The sequence below is a fragment of the Maledivibacter halophilus genome (assembly GCF_900167445.1).
Classification (GTDB): Bacteria; Bacillota; Clostridia; order Peptostreptococcales; family Caminicellaceae; genus Maledivibacter; species Maledivibacter halophilus.
Window position 1 is genome coordinate 138,730 of sequence record NZ_FUZT01000009.1, and the last position, 21,739, is coordinate 160,468.

The 21,739-nt window shown below is 32.3% G+C and carries 20 protein-coding genes; all 20 read left to right on the forward strand.

Annotated features, from left to right (window positions below; translation table 11 throughout):
* Positions 1-85: 85 nt before the first annotated feature.
* The 20 genes from B5X81_RS17405 (at position 86) to B5X81_RS17500 (ending at position 21,726) form a co-directional block, all read left to right on the forward strand.
* Positions 86-1,714: an ABC transporter substrate-binding protein gene (locus B5X81_RS17405; protein WP_079493455.1), complete on the forward strand. Its 1,629-nt coding sequence runs from the start codon at positions 86-88 to the stop codon at positions 1,712-1,714.
* Complete coding sequence (gene nikB / locus B5X81_RS17410) at positions 1,714-2,664, forward strand: nickel ABC transporter permease (RefSeq protein WP_079493456.1); 951 nt, start codon at positions 1,714-1,716, stop codon at positions 2,662-2,664. The genes B5X81_RS17405 and nikB overlap by 1 nt, the downstream gene beginning before the upstream one ends.
* Position 2,665: 1 nt before the next feature.
* Entirely contained in the window at positions 2,666-3,481 is an 816-nt protein-coding gene (locus B5X81_RS17415) for an ABC transporter permease (RefSeq protein WP_079493458.1), read from the forward strand.
* A 17-nt stretch (positions 3,482-3,498) separates the two neighbouring features.
* Complete coding sequence (locus B5X81_RS17420; protein WP_079493459.1) at positions 3,499-4,464, forward strand: ABC transporter ATP-binding protein; 966 nt, start codon at positions 3,499-3,501, stop codon at positions 4,462-4,464.
* Positions 4,430-5,200 carry an ABC transporter ATP-binding protein gene (locus tag B5X81_RS17425; protein WP_079493461.1) on the forward strand — a complete coding sequence of 257 codons (771 nt, stop codon included), beginning with the start codon at positions 4,430-4,432 and terminating at the stop codon, positions 5,198-5,200. The genes B5X81_RS17420 and B5X81_RS17425 overlap by 35 nt, the downstream gene beginning before the upstream one ends.
* A 14-nt stretch (positions 5,201-5,214) precedes the next feature.
* Positions 5,215-6,084 carry a class I SAM-dependent methyltransferase gene (locus tag B5X81_RS17430; protein ID WP_079493462.1) on the forward strand — a complete coding sequence of 290 codons (870 nt, stop codon included), beginning with the start codon at positions 5,215-5,217 and terminating at the stop codon, positions 6,082-6,084.
* Between the two features lie 488 nt (positions 6,085-6,572).
* Entirely contained in the window at positions 6,573-8,606 is a 2,034-nt protein-coding gene (locus B5X81_RS17435) for an ATP-binding protein (protein ID WP_079493464.1), read from the forward strand.
* Positions 8,590-9,993 carry a sigma-54-dependent transcriptional regulator gene (locus B5X81_RS17440; RefSeq protein ID WP_079493465.1) on the forward strand — a complete coding sequence of 468 codons (1,404 nt, stop codon included), beginning with the start codon at positions 8,590-8,592 and terminating at the stop codon, positions 9,991-9,993. The genes B5X81_RS17435 and B5X81_RS17440 overlap by 17 nt, the downstream gene beginning before the upstream one ends.
* A gap of 347 nt (positions 9,994-10,340) precedes the next feature.
* On the forward strand, positions 10,341-11,429 hold the full coding sequence (locus B5X81_RS17445) for an NAD/NADP-dependent octopine/nopaline dehydrogenase family protein (RefSeq protein WP_079493467.1): 1,089 nt from the start codon (positions 10,341-10,343) through the stop codon (positions 11,427-11,429).
* A 21-nt stretch (positions 11,430-11,450) separates the two neighbouring features.
* Entirely contained in the window at positions 11,451-12,488 is a 1,038-nt protein-coding gene (dctP, locus tag B5X81_RS17450) for a TRAP transporter substrate-binding protein DctP (protein WP_079493468.1), read from the forward strand.
* Between the two features lie 140 nt (positions 12,489-12,628).
* The gene (locus B5X81_RS17455) at positions 12,629-13,138 is read left to right on the forward strand and encodes a TRAP transporter small permease (protein WP_079493469.1); all 510 of its coding nucleotides are present in this window, start codon (positions 12,629-12,631) and stop codon (positions 13,136-13,138) included.
* A gap of 29 nt (positions 13,139-13,167) precedes the next feature.
* Positions 13,168-14,472 carry a TRAP transporter large permease gene (locus tag B5X81_RS17460; RefSeq protein WP_079493470.1) on the forward strand — a complete coding sequence of 435 codons (1,305 nt, stop codon included), beginning with the start codon at positions 13,168-13,170 and terminating at the stop codon, positions 14,470-14,472.
* 35 nt (positions 14,473-14,507) lie between these two features.
* Positions 14,508-14,858, forward strand: coding sequence for an ethanolamine utilization microcompartment protein EutS (gene eutS, locus B5X81_RS17465; protein WP_079493472.1), 351 nt, complete (start codon positions 14,508-14,510; stop codon positions 14,856-14,858).
* Between the two features lie 14 nt (positions 14,859-14,872).
* The gene (locus B5X81_RS17470; protein WP_079493473.1) at positions 14,873-15,334 is read left to right on the forward strand and encodes a EutP/PduV family microcompartment system protein; all 462 of its coding nucleotides are present in this window, start codon (positions 14,873-14,875) and stop codon (positions 15,332-15,334) included.
* On the forward strand, positions 15,331-16,764 hold the full coding sequence (eutA, locus tag B5X81_RS17475; RefSeq protein WP_079493474.1) for an ethanolamine ammonia-lyase reactivating factor EutA: 1,434 nt from the start codon (positions 15,331-15,333) through the stop codon (positions 16,762-16,764). The genes B5X81_RS17470 and eutA overlap by 4 nt, the downstream gene beginning before the upstream one ends.
* A gap of 49 nt (positions 16,765-16,813) precedes the next feature.
* Positions 16,814-18,178 carry an ethanolamine ammonia-lyase subunit EutB gene (locus tag B5X81_RS17480; protein WP_079493475.1) on the forward strand — a complete coding sequence of 455 codons (1,365 nt, stop codon included), beginning with the start codon at positions 16,814-16,816 and terminating at the stop codon, positions 18,176-18,178.
* Positions 18,179-18,216: 38 nt separating this feature from the next.
* Positions 18,217-19,059 (forward strand): ethanolamine ammonia-lyase subunit EutC, encoded by an 843-nt coding sequence (eutC, locus tag B5X81_RS17485; RefSeq protein WP_170917482.1) that lies wholly within the window; start codon positions 18,217-18,219, stop codon positions 19,057-19,059.
* 17 nt (positions 19,060-19,076) lie between these two features.
* Complete coding sequence (eutL, locus tag B5X81_RS17490; RefSeq protein ID WP_079493476.1) at positions 19,077-19,730, forward strand: ethanolamine utilization microcompartment protein EutL; 654 nt, start codon at positions 19,077-19,079, stop codon at positions 19,728-19,730.
* A 13-nt stretch (positions 19,731-19,743) separates the two neighbouring features.
* Positions 19,744-20,262, forward strand: a complete 519-nt coding sequence (locus B5X81_RS17495; RefSeq protein WP_079493478.1) for a BMC domain-containing protein — start codon at positions 19,744-19,746, stop codon at positions 20,260-20,262.
* Positions 20,263-20,265: 3 nt separating this feature from the next.
* Positions 20,266-21,726: an acetaldehyde dehydrogenase (acetylating) gene (locus tag B5X81_RS17500; RefSeq protein ID WP_330397406.1), complete on the forward strand. Its 1,461-nt coding sequence runs from the start codon at positions 20,266-20,268 to the stop codon at positions 21,724-21,726.
* The last annotated feature ends 13 nt before the right edge of the window (positions 21,727-21,739 follow it).

Below are 21,739 nucleotides of genomic sequence, written 5' to 3' on the forward strand. Positions count from 1 at the left end.
GTAGAGTACCTATGTCTATACTTCTTTATTTTTCATGAAGAAGTATTTTTATTTTTTTGCAATAAAAATACTAGGAGGAAATAATATGAAAAAAGTTTTAAGAAATAATAAAGTAACTATATTAGTATTAATCATAGCTATGATGTTAAGTTCAGCTTTACTTATTGGATGCAGTGGTCAAAAGACGACTGAACCTGCCGATACAGCAAAACCTAAAGAAACTACTGATGAGCAGAAGCAAGAGGAAACTATAAAGGATGAAGAAATTGTACTTGCTGCCCCTAGAGATGTTGCACCTGGAAAAGAAGACGCTTTTTTCACTAGTGTAATCCTATATATTTGGGAGCCTCTTATAGGGATGGGAGAAAATGGAGAGCCTGTTCCAAAGCTGGCTACATCCTGGGAAGCTTCTGAAGATAAAAAGGAATGGACATTAAAGCTCAGAGAAGGAGTAATTTTCCATAATGGCGAAAAATTTAATGCGAATTCAGTTGTTGCAAACTTTAATAGATATAAAAAAATGAAGTCTAGAAACTCAAAATTCTATACATTCAATGTTGATAAGGTATATCCAGGATTAATTGATTGTGAGAAGACAGATGATTTTACAGTTAAGATTACATTTAAAAATCCATTACCTACACTACCATACAATATGGTCAACTTTGGAAGTCCCATATACAGCAGTGACAGCTTTGATGAAAATGGTGATTTTGTAGGTATACCGAGTGCAACTGGACCATTCAAGCTAGTAGAGATGGAGAAGGATTCATATTGTGTATTAGAATCCTATAAAGGATATTATGGTGAAAAAGCTAAAGCTGAGAAAATAAGAGTGAAAGTAATTCCCGATGCCCAGACAAGATATTCGGCATTAAAGGCGGAAGAAATAATGGGAGTAATGGACCTTGGAGCCATAACACCTGCATTAGCCGAAGAGCTTTTGAAGGATGACAGATTTGAAAAATCAGTAGAGAAATCAACCATAAGCCATTATATTTCAGCTAATGGTAATAAACCTCCCTTTGACAATCTTAATATGAGAAAAGCAATAAGTCTTGCATTGGATAGACAACTTATAGTTGATGAGTTCTATAAAGGTCTTGGAAAGCCTACACAAAATATACTAAACTATGCTTCACCCTTTGAAAAAATTATAGAGCATGAATATGATATAGAAAAGGCCAAACAACTTGCAAAAGAAGCTCTAAAGGGAGAAAAAAAGGATATAGATATGATAGTTCCTTCGGCATTTACACAAAAATATCCATATAAAGAAGAAGCTGAATATATTCAAGCTACATTAAAAGAGCTAGGGTTAAATGTAAATATTCTCATTTATGATTGGCCTACATTTAAGGAATTAAGAAAAAATGGAGAATTTAATTTATCCATGCATATACAAGGACTGCCTAATATGGAGCCCTATTCAATATTTGACAGATTTATGAGAAGCAATGGTTCTACAAATATAGCCTACAATTTGGGATACAAAAATGATAGAGTTGATGAATTAATGGATAAATTAGATCAAACATTAGACCTTGATGAAAGGGCTAAAATATATGATGAATTACAGGATTTATCAGCAGAAGAGCTTCCTACTATTCCTCTTTTCTGCGATGCAAATTTAATAGTATTCAATAAAAAAATTGATGGGTATAAATCAATTATTTATGGCACAACTCTCCCAGAACTTCATTGGAGAAAGTAATGATAAACACTCTGAAATACATAGTTAAAAGAATATTAAATGCAATACCAGTTTTAATAGGTGTATCATTGATAGCATTTGTTTTAGGAATTATGGCGCCGGGAGATCCGGCCCTTGAAATTCTTACAATGGATGGAATGAGTTATCCCACTCAAGAGGAGCTGCAGGCTATGAGAGAGGAGATGGGGTTAAATGATCCAATAATAATACAGTACTTTAATTGGGGGAAAAATGCTTTAAAAGGAGATTTGGGAAGATCTTATATGACTAATGAGCCGGTATTTGACGAAATTATAAGAAGGTTACCTATTACCTTTTCAATAGCAAGTTTAGCAGTTATCATAGCCGTTTTACTAGGTATTCCATTGGGAGTTTTAATGGCTTTTAAGAGATACTCCCTAATTGACCATTTGGGGAGAGTTATTGGACTCATGTTTATCTCAATACCTGGTTTTTGGCTTTCATTTATGCTAATAACTGTTTTTTCTGAAAAGCTTAAAGTATTACCTACCAGTGGATATGGATCTTTTAGACACTTAATTTTACCATCGATAATTCTTGCTTCTGGAACCATAGGGGTGATTATGCGATTAAACAGGGCAACCTTGATAGAAGAGATAAATAAAAATTATATTCTTACAGCAAGGTCCAAGGGGCTATTTGACAGAATGATAATTGTTCATCATTCTTTGCTAAACTCTATTATGCCTGTTATTACATATTTAGGTAATTATTTTGGAGGAATACTAGGAGGCTCAGCTATAATAGAAACAATTTTTGCAATACCTGGAATAGGCAGCTTTGTAGTTGATGGAATTTTTAGTAGAGATTATCCTGTTATTCAGGGCTATGTATTATTTATGGGTATAGCCTATATATTATTTAACCTATTGGTGGATATATGCTATGTTATGTTAAATCCTCAGATAAGATTAGGAGGGAAAAATTAATATGACATTATGTAAAATTACATCTGCAGTATTGATAGTTATTTTACTTCTTAGTTTGTTTGCTCCATATATAGCCCCATATAATCCTAATGAAATAGATATGGGAAATAGGCTAAGTAAACCATCAACAAAGAATTTTTTAGGGACGGATTCATTGGGAAGAGATGTTTTTAGTAGAATTCTTTATGGTGGAAGAACATCTATATTATTATCTATTATAGCTTCTATGCTTACAATGCTTCTAGGACTTATTTTAGGAATTATATCGGGATACTTTGGAGGGAAGCTTGACAGTTTCATACAAATACTTGTCAATATTTTTCAAGCCCTACCTAGTATTAGTTTTATGATATCCCTTATAGGAATAATGGGACCGGGAATAAAAAGTATACTTTTTTCAGTGGTTTTAACATCCTGGGCTAATTTTTCTAGAATTGTAAGGGGAGAAGTATTAAAAATAAGGGAAGAAAATTATATAGAAGGAGCTAGAGCCCTTGGTGCTAAAAATTTTTATATTATTATTTATCATATAATACCTAATATTATAGGGCCATTTATTGTACTTTTTACAACCAGAATTGGGAAGGTTATCTTGTCCATTGCAGGTCTTAGTTTCTTAGGACTTGGACTTCAGCCTCCTACTCCTGATTGGGGAGTAATGATAAGTGATGCAAAGACTTATTATATAAGTAATCCAATATTGATTATAGCTCCGGGCATGTGCATAATGGTCCTTAGTCTAAGTATAAATCTACTTGGTGATGCACTAAGAGATTATTTAGATAGCAGCGAAAAATCTTATACACAATTATTGTAGTGAGCTAGGAGATATTTATGAAAGAAAATATAAAAATTGAAAGCTTAAATATTTATTTTAAGACAAAGGCTGGAAATGTAAAAGCAGTAGATAATGTTTCTTTAGAATTAGAAAAAGGAAAAGTAATTGGTTTAATAGGTGAAACTGGCAGTGGTAAATCAGTTTTAGGTTTATCTATATTAAGACTTCTTGCTGGGAATGCAGTAGTGTCAGGAAGTATTATTTACAAAGATATTGATATATTGAATTTAAATAAAACGAATATAGTAGGTATTAGAGGGAAAGAAATTGCCCTTGTCCCCCAAAATCCTGGAACAGCATTGAACCCTATAATAAAGGTTGGTAAACAAATAGCAGAGGGTATAATACTTCATGAAAAAGCTAAAAGAAAAGAAGCAAAGACTAAGACCTTAGCTATTATTAAAAGACTTATGATGGATAGTAGTATTTCAAAGGCTTATCCCTTTGAGCTAAGTGGTGGAATGAAACAAAGAGTTTTAGCAGCAATAGGAATTTCATCTGATCCTACATGGCTTATAGCAGATGAACCTACAAAGGGTTTGGATGCAATAGTTAGGAATCAGGTGTATAAAACATTTAACAAAATAAAGAAAAGAAAAGATACTGGAATACTCCTTATAACCCATGATTTAATCCTTGCTGAAAAATTATGTGATAAGATTGCAGTGATGTATGCCGGTGATATTTTAGAATTTGGCTTAAGTAAAGAAGTCTTAGAAAATCCTAAGCATCCATATACAAAAGGCTTAGTAAATTCTCAGCCCCATATGAATTTAAAGCCTATGAAAGGCTTGTCTCCTAGCTTAATAAACTTGCCTAAAGGATGCAAATTCCATCCAAGATGTGGGTATGCTATGAAAAAATGTTTCTTAGAAAAACCGTTACTCTACAAGACGCCAAGTGGCTCTAAGGTGAGGTGTTTTTTATTTGATAAGACTAGAAAATATTACAAAGATATTTAAGAAAAGAAGTTTTTCTGGTGAAAATACTTTGGCAGTAGATAATGTATCTCTAACTATTGATAAAGGAAAAATATTAGGTTTAGTTGGGGAAAGTGGATGTGGAAAATCTACTTTAGGAAGAATAATACTTAGATTAACACCAGTTGATAAAGGTAAGATATATTTTTATAATAGGGATATTACTAATTATACATTTAAAGAAATGCAAGCTATAAGAAGAGAAATGCAGATCATTTTTCAGCATCCAGATACATCATTAAACCCTCGTAAAAAAATAAAGCATAGTTTAATAGAGCCATTTAAGATTCATAGATTAAGCAGTAAAAATGAGGATAATATAATGTCAAGAATCATGAAATATTTAGATTTAGTTGGGTTAAATGAGGAAATATTGGATAGATATCCAAATCAAATAAGTGGTGGACAGATTCAACGGGTTGTACTTGCAAGGGTTTTAGTGCTTGAGCCTAAATTTTTAATACTTGATGAAGCTACTTCGATGCTAGATGTATCTGTACAGGCTCAAATTATAGAGCTTCTAAGAAAGATTAAAAAAGAGTTTGATATAACATATTTATTTATTTCTCATGATATTGATTTGGTGAAGGCTTTTTGTGATGATATTGCTGTTATGAAAGATGGTAAAATAGTAGAATTAGGCAGCAGTGAAAGAATATATAATTCACCTGTTCATGAATATACAAGAAAACTAGTAAAAACATTTAGAGAATTTTAAAGGATAAGAGGATTATGATAAATAAGAGTAAATTTATGTTGGATATAAGTAAGAAATATAATTTGGATTTTCAAAAATTATGGCAAGAGAGTATCTTGACTAAGGGAGAATATAATGTTAAAAGAGCCTTAGATGATAATGTGGAATCAAAGTTTTGGGAAAAATTGGCCTCTAAATATGATTGTAGGGAAACTCTCTACGATTATGCACCAGAAACATTTGATAAGCTTCTTAATATTATTGGCAAAAATAGAACTATTATTGAAATAGGTTGTGGAACTGGAAAATTTACAATTCCAATGTCAAAGTATTCAAAATCAATTTTAGCCATTGATTTTTCAAAGGATATGTTAAGTATTCTAGATCAAAAAATTAAGAAAAATAATATAACTAATATAAATACAAAATGGATGAAATGGGAAGATATAAAAGTAAATAAAGTAGATGTAATTTTCAATGTAAATGCAATTTATCGTATGTGGAATATAAGAGAAGCTCTACTTAAGATGAATAAATATGGTAAAGAAAGAGTAGTTTTAGTATGGACTCTTCAAAGATCATTATTTGACTCAATATTTGCTGAAATGGGTATATTTGGTATAGGTGCAAATAGCGATTATATACATATTCAGAACATATTGTATGGACTTGGTATAGATGCAAATACTGAAATTTTAAGAATTACAAGGCCAGTTATTTATAAAAGCCTAGAAAAAATATACGATGATTTTAGAAAGGATTCTAAGAATTTAATTCTATCAGATGATAAATTTGTAGAAATATTAAATAGAAATATAATTAAGAAAAATGATCATTATATATACAATGCTAAGCTTAAGGTTGCTTTTATACATTGGGTTCCAACGATAAAATGTTTATATTGACTTTCATCTAGTATAAGAGCTATTTATATGGATTTAATCATTTTAAGAGTGGGTTATGTTTATTGCCTGCTTTTTTTCTTGTAAATAATCTGTTTTATATCTAGTTTATATTTTATTTTAAAAAATCAAAAGAATGTGTTAGAATTGAATTAAGAAATAATACCCTCCTTAAATTTTGTTTACCCTATTAAAATTATTTAACTTCAATTTAGATGTGAAAAATTTCTTAAAGTTCTTTTCAATAGAATGAAAATGTGTTTTCTTATTAAATTTCCTAAGAATATGTTTTTAACTTAATTAAATGAGCAAATCGTATAACTTTTTTTAAAAAAATTACTACATATTCCTTTAAAATCTTCTAAACTATACCTTATATAATATTCAGTTTTCTTAAACTACAATTATGCAATTGTTTCAGGCATAAAGTGGGTTTTTTAATAGAGGCTATAAAATAATATTTGGTACTATAAAAGGAGAAATCTTAATATATGAAAAAAAGAATAATTTATTGTATATCAATTTTTTTGTTGTTTACTATCTTATCTATAAATATTTATTTAAATACTAAATATAATATAAGCTTATTTCAATATTTAAGTAGATCTAACAAAATAACTAATGAAGAAAGAAATTGGCTTGAAGACCATGGAACCATTATATATGGGACTACAAATAATAATCCTCCACTTAGATATGTAGACAAAGAAAGCGGAGTTGTACAAGGTTTGGTAATTGATTATATTACTGCCTTGTCTATTGAATTAGAAACAGAAATAAAGCTTAAGCCTCTTTTATGGAATGAAGCAGTAGAAAAGTTGTCCCTAGGAAAAACCGATATTTTAGATATGTTTGCTTCTCCGGAAAGATCAAAATTTTTTCTGTTTTCAGATCCTATTTATAATATGAGGGGAGTTATTATTATATCTAATGATGAAAAAAATATTAATTCCTATTGGGATTTGAGAAATAAAAGAGTTGCTGCATTAAAGGAAGATTATTGTATAGAATTTTTAAAATCAAATGTGAAAGATATAAAATATTTAGAAACCGATGATGTTAAAGATGCAATGCTATTATTAAAAGAAAATAAAGTAGATGCCGTTGTAGGGGATGAGCCGGTAATTAGTTATTATAGAACAGCTTTAGGAATGAAAAATAGATTTGAAATTATTGAAGAGCCAATGTATGAAAAAAAAGTTGTTTTAGCAGTACCAAAAACCCGTAAAAAGCTCCTTAATATATTGAATAAGGGTATTTACAATCTCAATAAAAGAAAAATAATGAATAAAATTCAGCAAAAGTGGTTTGGAATATCAACCCCCCTATATAAAGAGAAGGTTACAGAAAAATTCATTTCAATAGTTTTAATATTTATAGCAATAATATTTTTAATCGCTTATATTTCTTATTTTTGGAATAAATCATTAAAAAAGGAAGTCAAAAAAAGAACAGAAGAACTATATATTAGTAGGAAGGATCTAGAGATAACCTTTGATGGATTGACTAATCTATTAATAGTTTTAAATCAAGATTGCAATATAATAAATGTAAATAAATCTTTTTGTAATATGGTGAGGTTCAATAGAAAGGAAATATTAAACAATAATTGCAAAGGTTTTCCTGGAATTCTTTGTGTAGATTGTGATAATTGCATTGTTAAAGAAACCTTTAAGGATAAAAGAAATCATCAAAAAGAAATTAATTTTGAAAATAAAATATTTGAAAAAACTACTTATCTCTTAAAGGATACAACCCGGGACAGCCATAGAGTATTAGTTATGCTTAAGGACATAACTAAGGTTAGAGTAAGTGAACAACAGCTTTTACATTCTAATAAAATGGTGGCTGTAGGACAGCTTGCAGCAGGAGTGGCCCATGAAATAAGAAATCCTTTAGGCTTAATAAGAAGCTATTGCTATATATTAAAAAATAAAAAAAATAGGGAGGATGTAAAAATTGACAAAGCTTTAAGGGTAATTGAAGGTTCTGTTAAGAAAGCTAGTAATACAATAGATAATTTACTTAATTTCTCTAGAATTTCTAGTAATAAATGGGAAAAAGTCAATATGAGGGACTTAATTAATAGTATTGTAAAACTTAAAAATAGAGATATGGAAAAAAGGAATATAGAAAAGGAGATAGACTGTGAAGATAATCTTTTATGCTATACGAATACAGAGTCCCTTAAGCATATAATAATTAATTTATTAGCTAATGCTATAGATGCAATTCCTAATAGAGGAGTAGTATCAATTAAATGTAGTATAGAAAATAATAAGCTGTTAATAGAATGTGCTGATAATGGAAAGGGAATAAAAAAAGAGGATATTGAGAATATTTTTAATCCCTTTTTTACTACAAAGCCTAGAGGAAAGGGTACTGGGATGGGGTTATATATTATATACAATGAAGTACAAAAACTAGGGGGAGAAATTTCTGTTGATAGTGTATTAAATAAGGGAACAAGCTTTTATGTTACACTACCACTTAGATGGGAGGATATAAATGAAAGGGAACTTTAATCATTTTAAAATACTTATTGTAGACGATGAAGAAGAATATAGGGAGGTCTTTAAAGAAATACTTGATGAAAAGGGGTATATTACAAAGGCTGCATCTAGTGGAGAGGAAGCTTTAAATATATTAAAAACCCATAGCTTTCATTTAGTTTTAACGGATTTAATTATGAAGGGCATAGATGGTATAGAGCTTTTAGAAAAAATAAAAGAAGAATATTCTGAAACAGAGGTTATAATTATAACTGGATATGGAACAGTAGAAAATGCAGTTGCGGCAATGAAAAAGGGGGCATTCACCTATTTTATTAAAAGCCATGATCTAGAAGAGCTTACAATAGAAATAGAGAAAATTAGAAAAATCTTTTATTTGGAGAATGATAACGAAATTTTCAAAAACCAACAAAAAAATTCTAAATATATGTTGAATACAAATAATAAAAAATTTATAAAAATTATTAATATGGCTGAAAAGGCTGCAAATAGCAATGTGAATATATTGATTTTAGGAGATTCTGGTGTTGGAAAGGAAGTATTTGCAAAATATATTCACAGCTGTAGTGAGAGAAAAGACCGACATTTTTTGGCCGTTAACTGCCATGCCTTTTCTGATAATTTACTTGAGTCAGAATTATTTGGACATGAAAAGGGGGCTTTTACCGGCGCCATAGAACAGCGAAAGGGAAGATTTGAGGCGGCCCATGGTGGGACCTTATTTTTAGATGAAATTGGTGATATATCCTTAAGCACTCAAGTTAAGCTTCTTAGAACAATAGAGACAAAAAAAGTGGAAAGAATAGGTAGTAATAAAACTATGGATGTGGATTTTAGACTCATAAGTGCCACAAATAAGGATATACAAAAATCCATTTCAAATGGAGAATTTAGGGAGGATTTGTTTTATAGAATAAGTACTATAATAATAGAGATACCTCCTTTAAGGGATAGAAAAGAGGATTTACCAAATTTAATAGAGTTTTTTCTAGAAAAATCAAAGCTTGAATTAAAAAAACAAATACACACAATAGAAAAAAAAGTAATGGAGCGTCTTCTTTCCTATGATTATCCAGGGAATGTAAGGGAATTAAAAAATATAATTGAACGGTTAGTTGTATTATCTGAAAATGGTATAATAAAGGATATTGATTTAAGCAAATATAGGGTAGATAGTGAAAGAGATACAAAAAGCAGAGAAGAAAAAATCCATAATAATAAAGAAGTAGAGGAAATTCAAAGGATAAGATCCCTTAAGGATATAAGATCAGAGGCTGAAGCCAAATATATAAAGAAAGCTCTTGAAATAAGCGGCAACAATGTAACTGAAGCTGCAAGGAAATTAAGTATAAGTAGAAGACAATTATTTAATAAAATTAATGAATATAAATTGAGATGATTTCATTTTAACAAAAGAATTAAAGTTGGGGTGGAAATTTACTTCACAGCTGCATGGTAATTAATTTCACAGAAAGCTGGCAATTTTTTTCCCATATTTAATAGAATAATAAAAAAACATACCTAAAATTCAGGTGTGTTTTTTTATTATTTTAAATTTATGATGACTGCTATTCTTTTAAATTCAATAGCGTAGAGGCCCAAGAAAAATTAAAATTTTGAATTGTCTAAAAAATGGCACATATGTTGCTTAATTATTAGGATATAAGAAAACAAAATCAATAAGGAGGGAAAAAACAAATAGTTGTTTAAAAAATTAATCTAAGAGAAGGAAGAGGAGGAAAAATTATGGAGGGTAATAGAAAAGTGGCTATTTTAGGAGGTGGACATGGAGCCCACGCCATGTCAGCAGATTTAACATCCCGTGGATTTTCAGTAAATCTCTATGAAATGCAAGAATTCAAAAGTAATATAGAAAAACTATTTGAAACCCAAACAATAGAGGCTGAGGGAATAGTTAAAGGAAAATTTAAGCTTAATATGGTTACATCAGATATTGGAAAGGCCATTGATGGAGTTAAGTATATACTCATTGTTACTCCCGCATTTGCCCATAAAAACTATGCACAGCTCCTTAAAGGAAAGGTGAAAAGGGATCAAATTATTGTTGTATATCCTGGAGCCTTTGCAAGTCTTTTGTTTAAAACCGTATTTGGAGAAGAAGAATGCCCAGTTATAGCAGAAGCTAATAATTTGCCCTATGATGCAAGGATTTCTGCTCCATGTAAGATTTCAATATTTGGACGAAATAAAATAAATATAGCTTATTTACCAGCTGAAAAGGGAGTAGAATTAATCGATGATATGAGAAGTATTCATCCTTACGAGAGAGTTTATGAAGATGTATTAGAGGCAGGTTTAAGCATAGTAAATCCAGCTTTTCATGCAGGGCCATGTTTATTTAGTGTAAATTCCATTGAAAATTGGCCTAAAAGATCATTCTTCCTATATGAGCATGGAGTAACACCAGCATCGGTTAAGCTTAATGTTAAATTGGACAAGGAAAGAAAAAATATTGGAAGCAAGCTAGGATATAAATTGACTCCTATAGAGGATTTTAGTGGATTAAAGGAAGGATATCAATGGCAGGATTTATATATGGGTATGCATGGAAATATATCCCTTACTCCTATTAGTGGTCCTCACGATATAAATAATAGATATTTTACAGAGGATGCTCCCTATGGATTGGTTCCTTGGAGTTTTATTGCAAAGGCTGTAGGAGTTGAAACACCAATAATTGATTCAGTAATTAATATTTATAATATTATCCATGAAAGAAATTGGTGGGAAATAGGAAGAAATGCAGATGACTTAGGACTTTCAGGAATGACTTTAGAAGAAATAAAGGAATATGTTAAAACTGGGAAAAAATAATAATCAAAAGGAGGTCCCGTTTTGAAAAAATTAATAGCCATTTTATGTATATTCGTTATGATAATTTCCTTAATTGGATGCTCAGGCGGTGAAAAAGCAGCAAAGTCAGATGGAGGAGAAAATACTAAGGCAGAAAAGTTTAAGCTTCGTATAGCTTCCCATTATCCAGAGGAGCATATTGCTGTAAAAATATTAAAAAATGTTAAAGAGAAAATTGAAACAGAGACAAATGGAAATATTGAAATCAGAATATATCCTGGGGGACAGCTTGGGGACTATACCCAGGTTTATGAGGAAGTAATGAGGGGAACTATTGATATGGCTCATATTGCTATTCCAAGTCAATATGATGAAAAGATTGAAATGAATTTTATTCCTTATTTAATAGAGGATTATGAGCAGCTGGAAAAGGTTTTCGCTCCAGGATCCTATTTTTATAATAAATATGAAGAAATCCACAAAAATCAAGGAGTTCAACTTTTAGGAATATATGCAGAAGGCTTTATAGGTTTTGGAACCAAGGATTTACCTAAGGACTTAGCTGATCCATTAGTTAAAAAGGATGCTCTTATTCGTGTGCCTCCTATTGATGTATACAAACTAGTTACTGAGGATATGGGATATAGAACTACAACTATTCCCTATGCAGATCTTTACAGTGCTCTACAAACTGGTGTAGCCGATGGATGGATTGGAGGAACACCATTACTTAACTATTTACAGTTTAGGGATGCTATTAATTATTTTATTCCATACAATGTGTTTATGGAAAATACAGGATATTTTATCAATGAAGAATTATTAAATTCAATGCCGGAAGAATATCAAAAATTAATTAAAGATACATTTATGGAAGAAGCTAAAAACAGCTATAAACTGGCAAAGAAAAATGATGAAGAAGCAATGGCGAAATTAAAGGAATATGGCGTTGAAATTGTTGAAATGAGTAATGAAGAAAGAAAGTCTATTGCCAAACATGTTCGAGAAACAACCTGGCCTAAGCTTCAAAAAAAATTCGGCGAAGAAATTATGGAGGGACTATTAGGGGATATCCAATAATTTCATTAAATAAAATATTTTAGATTTGAAACAATCAGCTAAATTAGATCAATGATAAAGTTGAAAATGAGTTATGTAAATGATTTAAAAATAATGTGCATAGCTCATTTTTCAAATTATAAAGAAAGGAATGAATTATTTTGAAGGAGAAAAAAAGCATTACAGATTCTTCTTTGTGGAAGGGACTGCTTCTTTTACAAAGATGGATTTTGACTATAACTAGTATTCTAGCGGTTTTAATTATTGTTACAAGTGTTGTAATGCGCTATGTCTTTAAATCGGATTTATTTGGTATTGAGGAAATTCTTATTATAGTTGCTTTTTGGCTTTATTTTATTGGTGGGGTCCATGGAAGCTATGAAAGGAGTCATATAAAGGCGGATTTGCTTTCAATTTATATAAAAAATGAAAGGGCAAAATTAATTTTATCCTTTGTAGAAACCTTTATTACTTGCATTGTAGCTATTGTATTATCTTTTTGGGGATATAAATATTTTATTTGGGGGATAGAAATGGGTGCAAAATCTCCAGGCTGGAAGATACCTTTAGTAATATCTCAAAGTCCAATATTTTTTGGTTTTGTTCTTATGACTTTTTATTTCATTTATCATTTAATAATAGATTTTAAAAAAATGAAGGGTGAAATATAAATTATTGATAATGTTTAGGAGGAAAATTTATGGAAATTCTAATTTCTGTTTTAATATTACTTATAGCATTGATTTTAGGGGTGCCAGTTCCCTTTAGCTTTGGAGCTTCAGTAATATGGCTGACTTACTCATTGGGATATAGTCCCGACTTTTTATTACCTATAGGATATAGTAAGCTTGGATCCGTTGTACTATTGGCTATTCCCTTGTTTATTATGGCTGGAGGAATTATGGAGAAGGGCAAAATTGGCGGGGCCCTTGTTGATTTAGTTAATAAATTTGTTGGAAGGATTAAGGGAAGCTTAGCCTTTGTTACAATTATTTCCAGTGCCATATTTGGATCAATTTCAGGAAGTGCTTCAGCGACATTATCCTGCATAGGGTCTATTATGTATCCTAAGCTGAGGGAATACAAATATCCCAAGGGAATTTCAGCGGCATTTATTGCAAATGCATCACCCCTTGGGCTTTTAATTCCCCCCAGTTCTGCACAAATATTATATGCTTGGTCAGGTAATCAATCGGTGCTTGCTTGTTTTTTATCAACAATTATTCCTGGGATTATTTTGACAACTCTTTTATGTTTAGTTAATTATTTTATGCTTAAAGGCAATAAGGATATGGAGACTCAACGGGAAATGACGAAAAGTGAGTGGGCAAAGGATTTAGGAGTAAAGACTAAAAGAGCAGTTCCTGCATTATTTATGCCCTTTATTATACTAGGAGGAATTTATGGTGGTTTTATGACTCCTACAGAATCTGCAGCCGTAGCAGTACTTTATGCTATTCCTGTAGGAATGTTTATTTACAAGGGATTGGATGTGAAAAGTTTAAAGTCAACCTTTGTAGAAACGGCTACAACTACTGGTGTGGTAATGGTTATGTTTTATGTTGTAATGATGTTAAGTCGACTATATGTAATGGAAGATTTACCGGGAACAATAATGAATATACTTACTTCAGTTTCTTCAAATAAATACATCATATTAATAATGATAAATTTATTTATGGTGATAATAGGAATGCTTATGGATGATGTAAGTGGAATTTTATTAAGCACACCTATACTTTTACCAATAGTGACAAAGCTAGGGGTAAGCCCTATTCAATTTGCAGCAATTTTGGGAGTCAACCTAGGTATGGGGAATATAACACCTCCAACGGCGCCACTTCTTTATCTTGGAGCTAGGGTAGGAAAGGCTAGAGTCAATGAAATGTTAAAGCCAACTTTAATAATGATATTATTTGCTTGGATTCCAACCTTACTTCTTACAACCTATGTACCACAAATTTCATTGTTTTTACCTAGATTGATATTGGGGAATAATTTTTAGAAAAATATAAATCCAGTAGATTAGAAGGAGAAAATATGATAAAGGAAGACAAACAAAGAATGATTCAAGAATATGTTCCTGGTAAGCAGGTTACTCTAGCCCATTTAATAGCGAATCCCCAGCCCAATATTTATAAGAAGCTTGGATTAGGTGATGATAAAAATGATGCAATAGGCATACTTACCATAACACCAAGTGAAGGTGCAATAATAGCAGCCGATGTTGCTACAAAGGCTGCTGTTGTAGAAATAGGGTTTTTAGATAGATTTAGCGGGTCCTTAGTAATAGTGGGAGATGTGTCTAGTGTAGAATCAGCTTTAAATGAGGTCTTAGAGGTGCTTACGAAAATATTATCCTTTACTCCAACTAAAATAACAAGATCCTAGAAGGGATAGATAATATGAGGAAAATTATATTAATAGGTCCTACTGGAAGTGGTAAAACCACATTTACCCAAGGAATAAATAATAAAAAAAGAAAATATAAAAAGACCCAGTCAATAGAAAGAGACAAAGAAATTATAGATACTCCGGGGGAGTATATAGAAAATAGAAGGTTTTACAATGCTTTAATAACAACTTCCTTTGATTGTGAAATAATTGGATTGGTTCAAGATTGTACTAGGGATGAATGTCTATTTCCTCCAAGCTTTGCTGCTATCTTCAATAAACCGGTAATAGGAATTGTAACTAAGGTAGATAGTGAAGAAAAAAACTTAGCTTATGCTGAAGAATGTTTACTTGATGCAGGAGCAGAGAAGATTTTCAAGGTCAGTTCTTTAGATGGAACTGGTATGGATGAAATAAAAAAATTTTTAGATATTGATTCTTTTACTGCAGAAAAAGGGGAGCTTCAAAGATGAGGGAGTATATCTTAAGTGTGGGAATAGATATTGGAACTTCTACAACACAATTGGTTTTTAGTAGAATAGCCATTGAAAACACAGCCTCAATAAGTTCAGTACCAAGTATAAGGGTTGTGGAAAAAAAAGTTATATATAAAAGTGATATATATTTAACTCCACTTATTTCTAGGGATGTAATAAATGGAAAGAATATTAGAAAAATCATAGAAGGAGAATATAAAAAAGCTAATATAAAGCCCCCTGAGGTCGGTACTGGAGCAGTGATAATAACCGGTGAAGCCGCAAGAAAGGATAATGCAGATGAAATATTAAACACTTTAAGTGGATTGGCTGGAGAGTTTGTAGTTGCAACGGCAGGTCCTGATTTAGAGGGTATTATAGCAGGAAAAGGAGCCGGAGCCCATTTAATATCTAAGGAGAGGGGCTGTATAGCTGCAAATATTGACATTGGAGGAGGCACAACCAATATAGCTGTGTTTAAGAATGGAGAAGTAATAGATACCTCTTGTTTGGACATAGGAGGAAGGCTTATAAGATTTAGAAAAGCCATATTGGAGGCAGCCTATGTATCTTCTAAACTTGAAAAGTTAGCTAATACAATAGGGATAGATATTTTTGAAGGTAGAAAACTTAATGTAGATGAAATTCAAAGAATTGTCTTTAGAATGGCAGAAATTTTAGAGGAAGTAATAGGAATAAAGGAAAAATCCCAGGAATTGGAATTTATGATAATGGATAAGGACCTTAAAAGAAATTATGAAATAGATTATATTTCCTTTTCCGGTGGTGTTGCAGATTTTATATATGAATCTAATATAAGGGATAAATTCAAGTATCAAGATATAGGAATAGTACTTGGGGAGGCAATAGGGCAGTCTAAGTTAATTAAGGAGAAAAAATTAATAAAAGCAGCGGAAACCATAAGGGCAACAGTGGTTGGAGCAGGCTCCCATACAACCGATGTTAGCGGAAGTACAATAACCTTTACAGAAGATATTTTACCCCTTAAAAATGTGCCAATATTAAAGATTACTAAAGAGGAGGAAAAGCTTCCTTCAAAGGAGCTTATTGAATTAATAAAAAATAGAATAGGGTATTTCAGCTTAAAAAAAGATAAACAGCTGGTTGGAATTGCCTTAAGTGGACAAAGTAATTACAGCTTTAAGGAAATTCAAAGTCTTTCTAAAACTATTATAGAGGGGATGGAGAAAATAATAGCTTTAAATCTTCCTTTGATAGTAATAGTAGAGAAGGATATAGCTAAGGTATTAGGACAAAGTATAAAGGCCCAGTTGAAATTTGACAAGGGTTTGATTTGTATAGATTCAGTTAAGGTTGAAAATGGAGACTATATTGATATAGGTAAATCCTTAGCTGGAGGAAAGGTAGTTCCAGTAATAGTTAAGACTCTATTGTTTAGCTATTAATTAAAATAATTACATTAATAAATTCCACTAGATTGAAGGAGAGAAAAGAATGGGACTCAAAACAAGGCTTTTTGGAACCATCTATACCTTTAAAGATATAAAGGAAGTATTGGCAAAGGCCAATGAAGAAAAATCTGGAGATAAGCTGGCAAAGGTTGGGGCAAAGTCAGTAACTGAAAGAATAGCTGCAAAGGAAGTGTTAAGTAATTTGACATTAAGTGAACTTAGAAATAACCCGGTAATTCCCTATGAAGAAGATGAGGTAACAAGAATAATACAGGACGGAGTAAATGAAAAAATCTATAATGAAATAAAAAATTGGAGGGTTTCAGAGCTTAGGGAATGGATACTCAGCTATGATACAAATGAAGCAGATATAAAAAGAATAGGCCGAGGGCTTACAAGTGAAATGGTAGCTGCAGTAACAAAGCTTATGTCAAATTTGGATCTTATTTATGGAGCTAAAAAAATAAATGTAACAGCCCATTGTAATACAACTATTGGTAAGCCTAAAACCTTGTCCTTTAGACTTCAGCCAAATCATCCAAGGGATGATCTGGATGGAATTATGATATCCCTTATGGAAGGTTTAAGTTATGGAGTTGGAGATGCCGTTATAGGCCTGAATCCTGTAAATGATACTGTGGACAGTGTCTATAATGTCTTAAATATGTTTGAGGAATTTAAAAGAAAATGGGAAATTCCTACACAAAATTGTGTTTTAGGCCATATTACTACCCAGATTGAAGCAGTAAAAAAGGGTGCTCCTGCCGATATGATATTTCAAAGTATAGCTGGAACAGAAAAGGGAAATACAGCCTTTGGTGTTACCGCCCAATTAATTGAAGAAGCCCAGGAATTAATGCTTAGACAGGGCATGGGTACTGGGCCCAATCTTATGTATTTTGAAACAGGACAAGGTTCGGAATTGTCATCTCAGGCTCATCATGGAATTGACCAGGTTACACTTGAGGCCAGATGCTATGGCTTTGCTAAAAAATTCAATCCATTTTTAGTGAATACAGTAGTTGGATTCATTGGACCAGAATACTTATATGATGGGAAGCAGGTTATAAGGGCCGGTCTTGAGGATCATTTCATGGGTAAGCTTACGGGAATCCCCATGGGAGTAGATGTTTGCTATACAAACCATATGAAGACAGATCAAAATGATATTGAAAACCTGGCAGTTTTATTGGCAGGGGCTGGATGCAATTACGTCATTGGTATACCTGCTGGAGATGATATAATGCTTAACTATCAATCCTTAGGCTATCATGAAGCACCGGCCTTAAGGGAATTGCTTGGATTAAAGCCAATTAAAGAATTTGAAGAGTGGCTTGAAAAAATGGGGGTTTATGAAAATGGAAGATTAACTAAAAGGGCTGGAGATGCTTCAATATTTATTAGATAGATTAAAGGAGAAAATATTAATTTTATGGAGGTGAGAATTTGATTTCCCAAGGGGATTTAAAAAATATTATAAAAAAAATTGTTCTTGAGATGACCAGTGAAGAAAGGGAATTTTATATTCCCAATATTCCTGATTTAACAAGTATTGATATAAAAAAAGAGCTTCTAGTTCCAAATCCTAAAAAGAAGGATGCCTATTTTAAATTTAAGGAAGCCACTTCCGCAAGGGTTGGGGTATGGAGAACTGGAGCAAGATATAAAACTGAGACATTATTAAGGTTTAGAGCAGATCATGCAGTTGCTCAGAATGCTGTTTTCACCTATGTGTCAGAAGAATTTTTAAAAGAAATGAATTTGTTTTCAGTAACAACCATGTGTCGTGATAAGGATGAGTTTTTAACCAGACCGGATTTAGGCAGAAAATTTGATAAGGAAAATGAAAAAATTATACTTAAAAACTGTAAAAGGAAACCGAGGGTTCAAGTTTATATATCCGATGGACTAAGCTCAACTGCTATTGAAGCCAATGCGAAGGATACCTTTGAGGCTCTAGTTCAAGGACTCAAGGGCTATGGAATAGAAATAGGCACTCCCTTTTTTGTTAAACATGGTAGGGTGCCAGCTATGGATATGATTTCGCAGCTCCTTGATGCCGAAGTAACCGTTGTATTAATAGGAGAAAGGCCAGGACTTGCCACTGCCGGAAGTATGAGCTGCTATATGGCATATAGGGCAAAGCCTAAAATGGCAGAATCCAATAGAAGGGTTGTTTCCAATATTCATGATGGTGGGACTTTAGCCGTAGAAGCTGGGGCATATATAGCAGACATTATCAAAAGGATATTAGAGGAAAAAACAAGTGGATTAGACCTTAAATTATAAAAAGTGGAGGTTTAACTATGAGAGATGATCCATTACCTAATAAGGTACTAAGTGTGAAATTAATACCCAATGTAGCTCAGGATATGGCTGAGAAATTAAATCTTGGGACTGGTCATAGAAGTATAGGGATGATTACTACAGATTGTGATGATGTTGGATATACTGCCCTTGATGAAGCCACTAAAAAGGCCTATGTAAAGGTCATATATGCAAAATCATTGTATGCTGGAGCAGCTAATGCAAATACAAAGCTGGCAGGAGAGTTTATAGGTATATTGTCGGGGCCAGATCCAGCAGCTGTTAAAAGCGGTTTGAATGCGGCAGTAGAATTTATAGAAAATGGAGGATGCTTTTATAGTGCCAATGATGATGATTCAATAGTGTACTATTCCCACTGCATATCAAGGACTGGATCATATCTATCCCAGATGGCAGGAATAAATGAAGGTAAGGCTTTAGCTTATCTCATTGCACCTCCAATAGAAGCAATTTATGGATTAGATGCTGCATTAAAAACTGCCGATGTTAAAGTTGCGAAGTTTTTTGGTCCCCCTACAGAAACGAATTTTGGTGGAGGTCTTCTTTCAGGAAGCCAATCAGCATGTAAAGCTGCTTGTGAAGCCTTCTCTAAAGCTGTAAAATTTGTAGCAGATAATCCAAAGAAGTATTAAGAGGATGAAGAATATGACTAATAAAGCCCTAGGGCTAATAGAGACCTATGGATATGTTCTAGCGTTAGAAGCTGCTGATGTATGTCTTAAAGCAGCTGATGTAAAAATAATTGGATTGGAGCTAGTAGGGGGAGGATTTGTAACTTTAAAGATTTGCGGAGAGGTAAGCTCTGTAAAGGTATCTGTAGATATCGGGGCAGCTGCAGTGAATAGAATGGGAAGGGTAGTATCAGTAGATGTTATATCTAAAACAGCCATAGGCCTAGAAAAAATAATATATTCCAATGAAAAAAGAGAAAGAAGCAATAAAAATGATCTTGAAAAAATAGTAGAGAAAAAAGGAATTAATTTTGAGGATATTATTATATCAAGTGAAAATTGTAATAAATTAAACAAGTTCAAGGTTGTGGAGCTTAGGAAAATAGCTAGACAAATAGATGATTTTCAAATGGACAAAAAGAAAATAAAATTTGCCAAGAAAATAGAACTTATAAAAGCAATAAAAAATTATTTAAAAGGCCAGGAGGGGTAGATATTGATTAAAGATAAGGATTTAAGATCTATTCAAGAAGTAAGAAATCTAATTACAATGGCAAAAACCGCCCAAAGAGAATTCGCCAAATCCAGCAGGAACTTTATTGATAAATTAGTTTATAAGTTATCAAAGGCGTCTTTAAGGGAAGCAGAGGCCTTGGCAAAGATGGCTTCTAAGGAAACAGGTTTTGGTAAGTGGGAGGATAAACTTATAAAGAACAAAATAGCCAGTAAAAATGTATATGAATATATTAAGGATATGAAGACAATTGGAATTATTAATGAGGATAAAGAAAGGAAAATAGTTGAAATAGGTACTCCGGTAGGGGTTATTGCAGGACTTATACCTTCAACAAATCCTACATCTACGGTTATATATAAAACCCTAATAGCATTAAAATCTGGTAATTCTATTATATTTAGTCCCCATCCCAATGCACTTAATTGCATATTGAAAACTGTAGAGATATTAAACAAAGAAGCAGTAGAATTTGGTGCACCAAAGGGACTTATAAGCTGTATGTCTATACCTACTATAGAAGGTACAGAGGAGCTTATGAAAAATGAGGATGTAGCCCTAATACTTGCAACCGGTGGATCAGGAATGGTTAAGGCAGCCTACAGCTCTGGGACCCCAGCCCTTGGTGTAGGGCCTGGAAATGTGCCAGTATTTATAGAAAAAAGTGCAGATATAAGTCAAGCCGTAGAAATGATTTTTGCTAGTAAAACCTTTGATAATGGCACTGTGTGTGCTTCAGAACAAGCTATTGTTACGGAAGAGGTTGTGGCAGATAAAGTTAAAGAAGAGTTAATTAGCCATGGAGGATATTTTCTAACCGGTGATAAATTAAAAAGGGTAAAAAAGGTTATGGAAAGGCCAAATGGAGGTATGAATCCTAAAATAGTTGGGAAATCAGCTCAGGATATAGCAAGTATTGCTGGTATAGATATTCCTCAAGGAACTAGGGTTTTAATTTGTGAGGAAAAGGGGGTTGGAAAAGAATATCCCTTTTCTAAGGAAAAGCTAACGACACTCCTTGGATTTTACACAGTAGAAAACTGGAAAACAGCCTGTGATTTATGCTTTGCTCTCCTTGAAAATGGAGGAAAAGGCCATTCCCTAGCCATTCATTCAAAGGATGAGGAAATTATTAGGGAGTTTGCATTAAGGAAGCCAGTTTCAAGATTTTTAGTCAATACTCCATCAACCCAGGGGGCAATTGGACTTAGTACAAATCTTGCGCCTTCATTTACCTTAGGCTGTGGAGCTGCTGGAGGTAGTGCTACTTCCGATAATGTAGAGCCTAATCATTTAATAAATATAAGAAGAATGGCCTATGGTATAGATGACCTAGGGATAAATGGAAAAGAAGAAAAAGAAAATTTTATAAATGACATAAATAATGTAGACATAGAAACTATATGTAAAGTGGTTATGGAAGAATTGAAAAAGAATAATTAAAATAAAGGAGGAA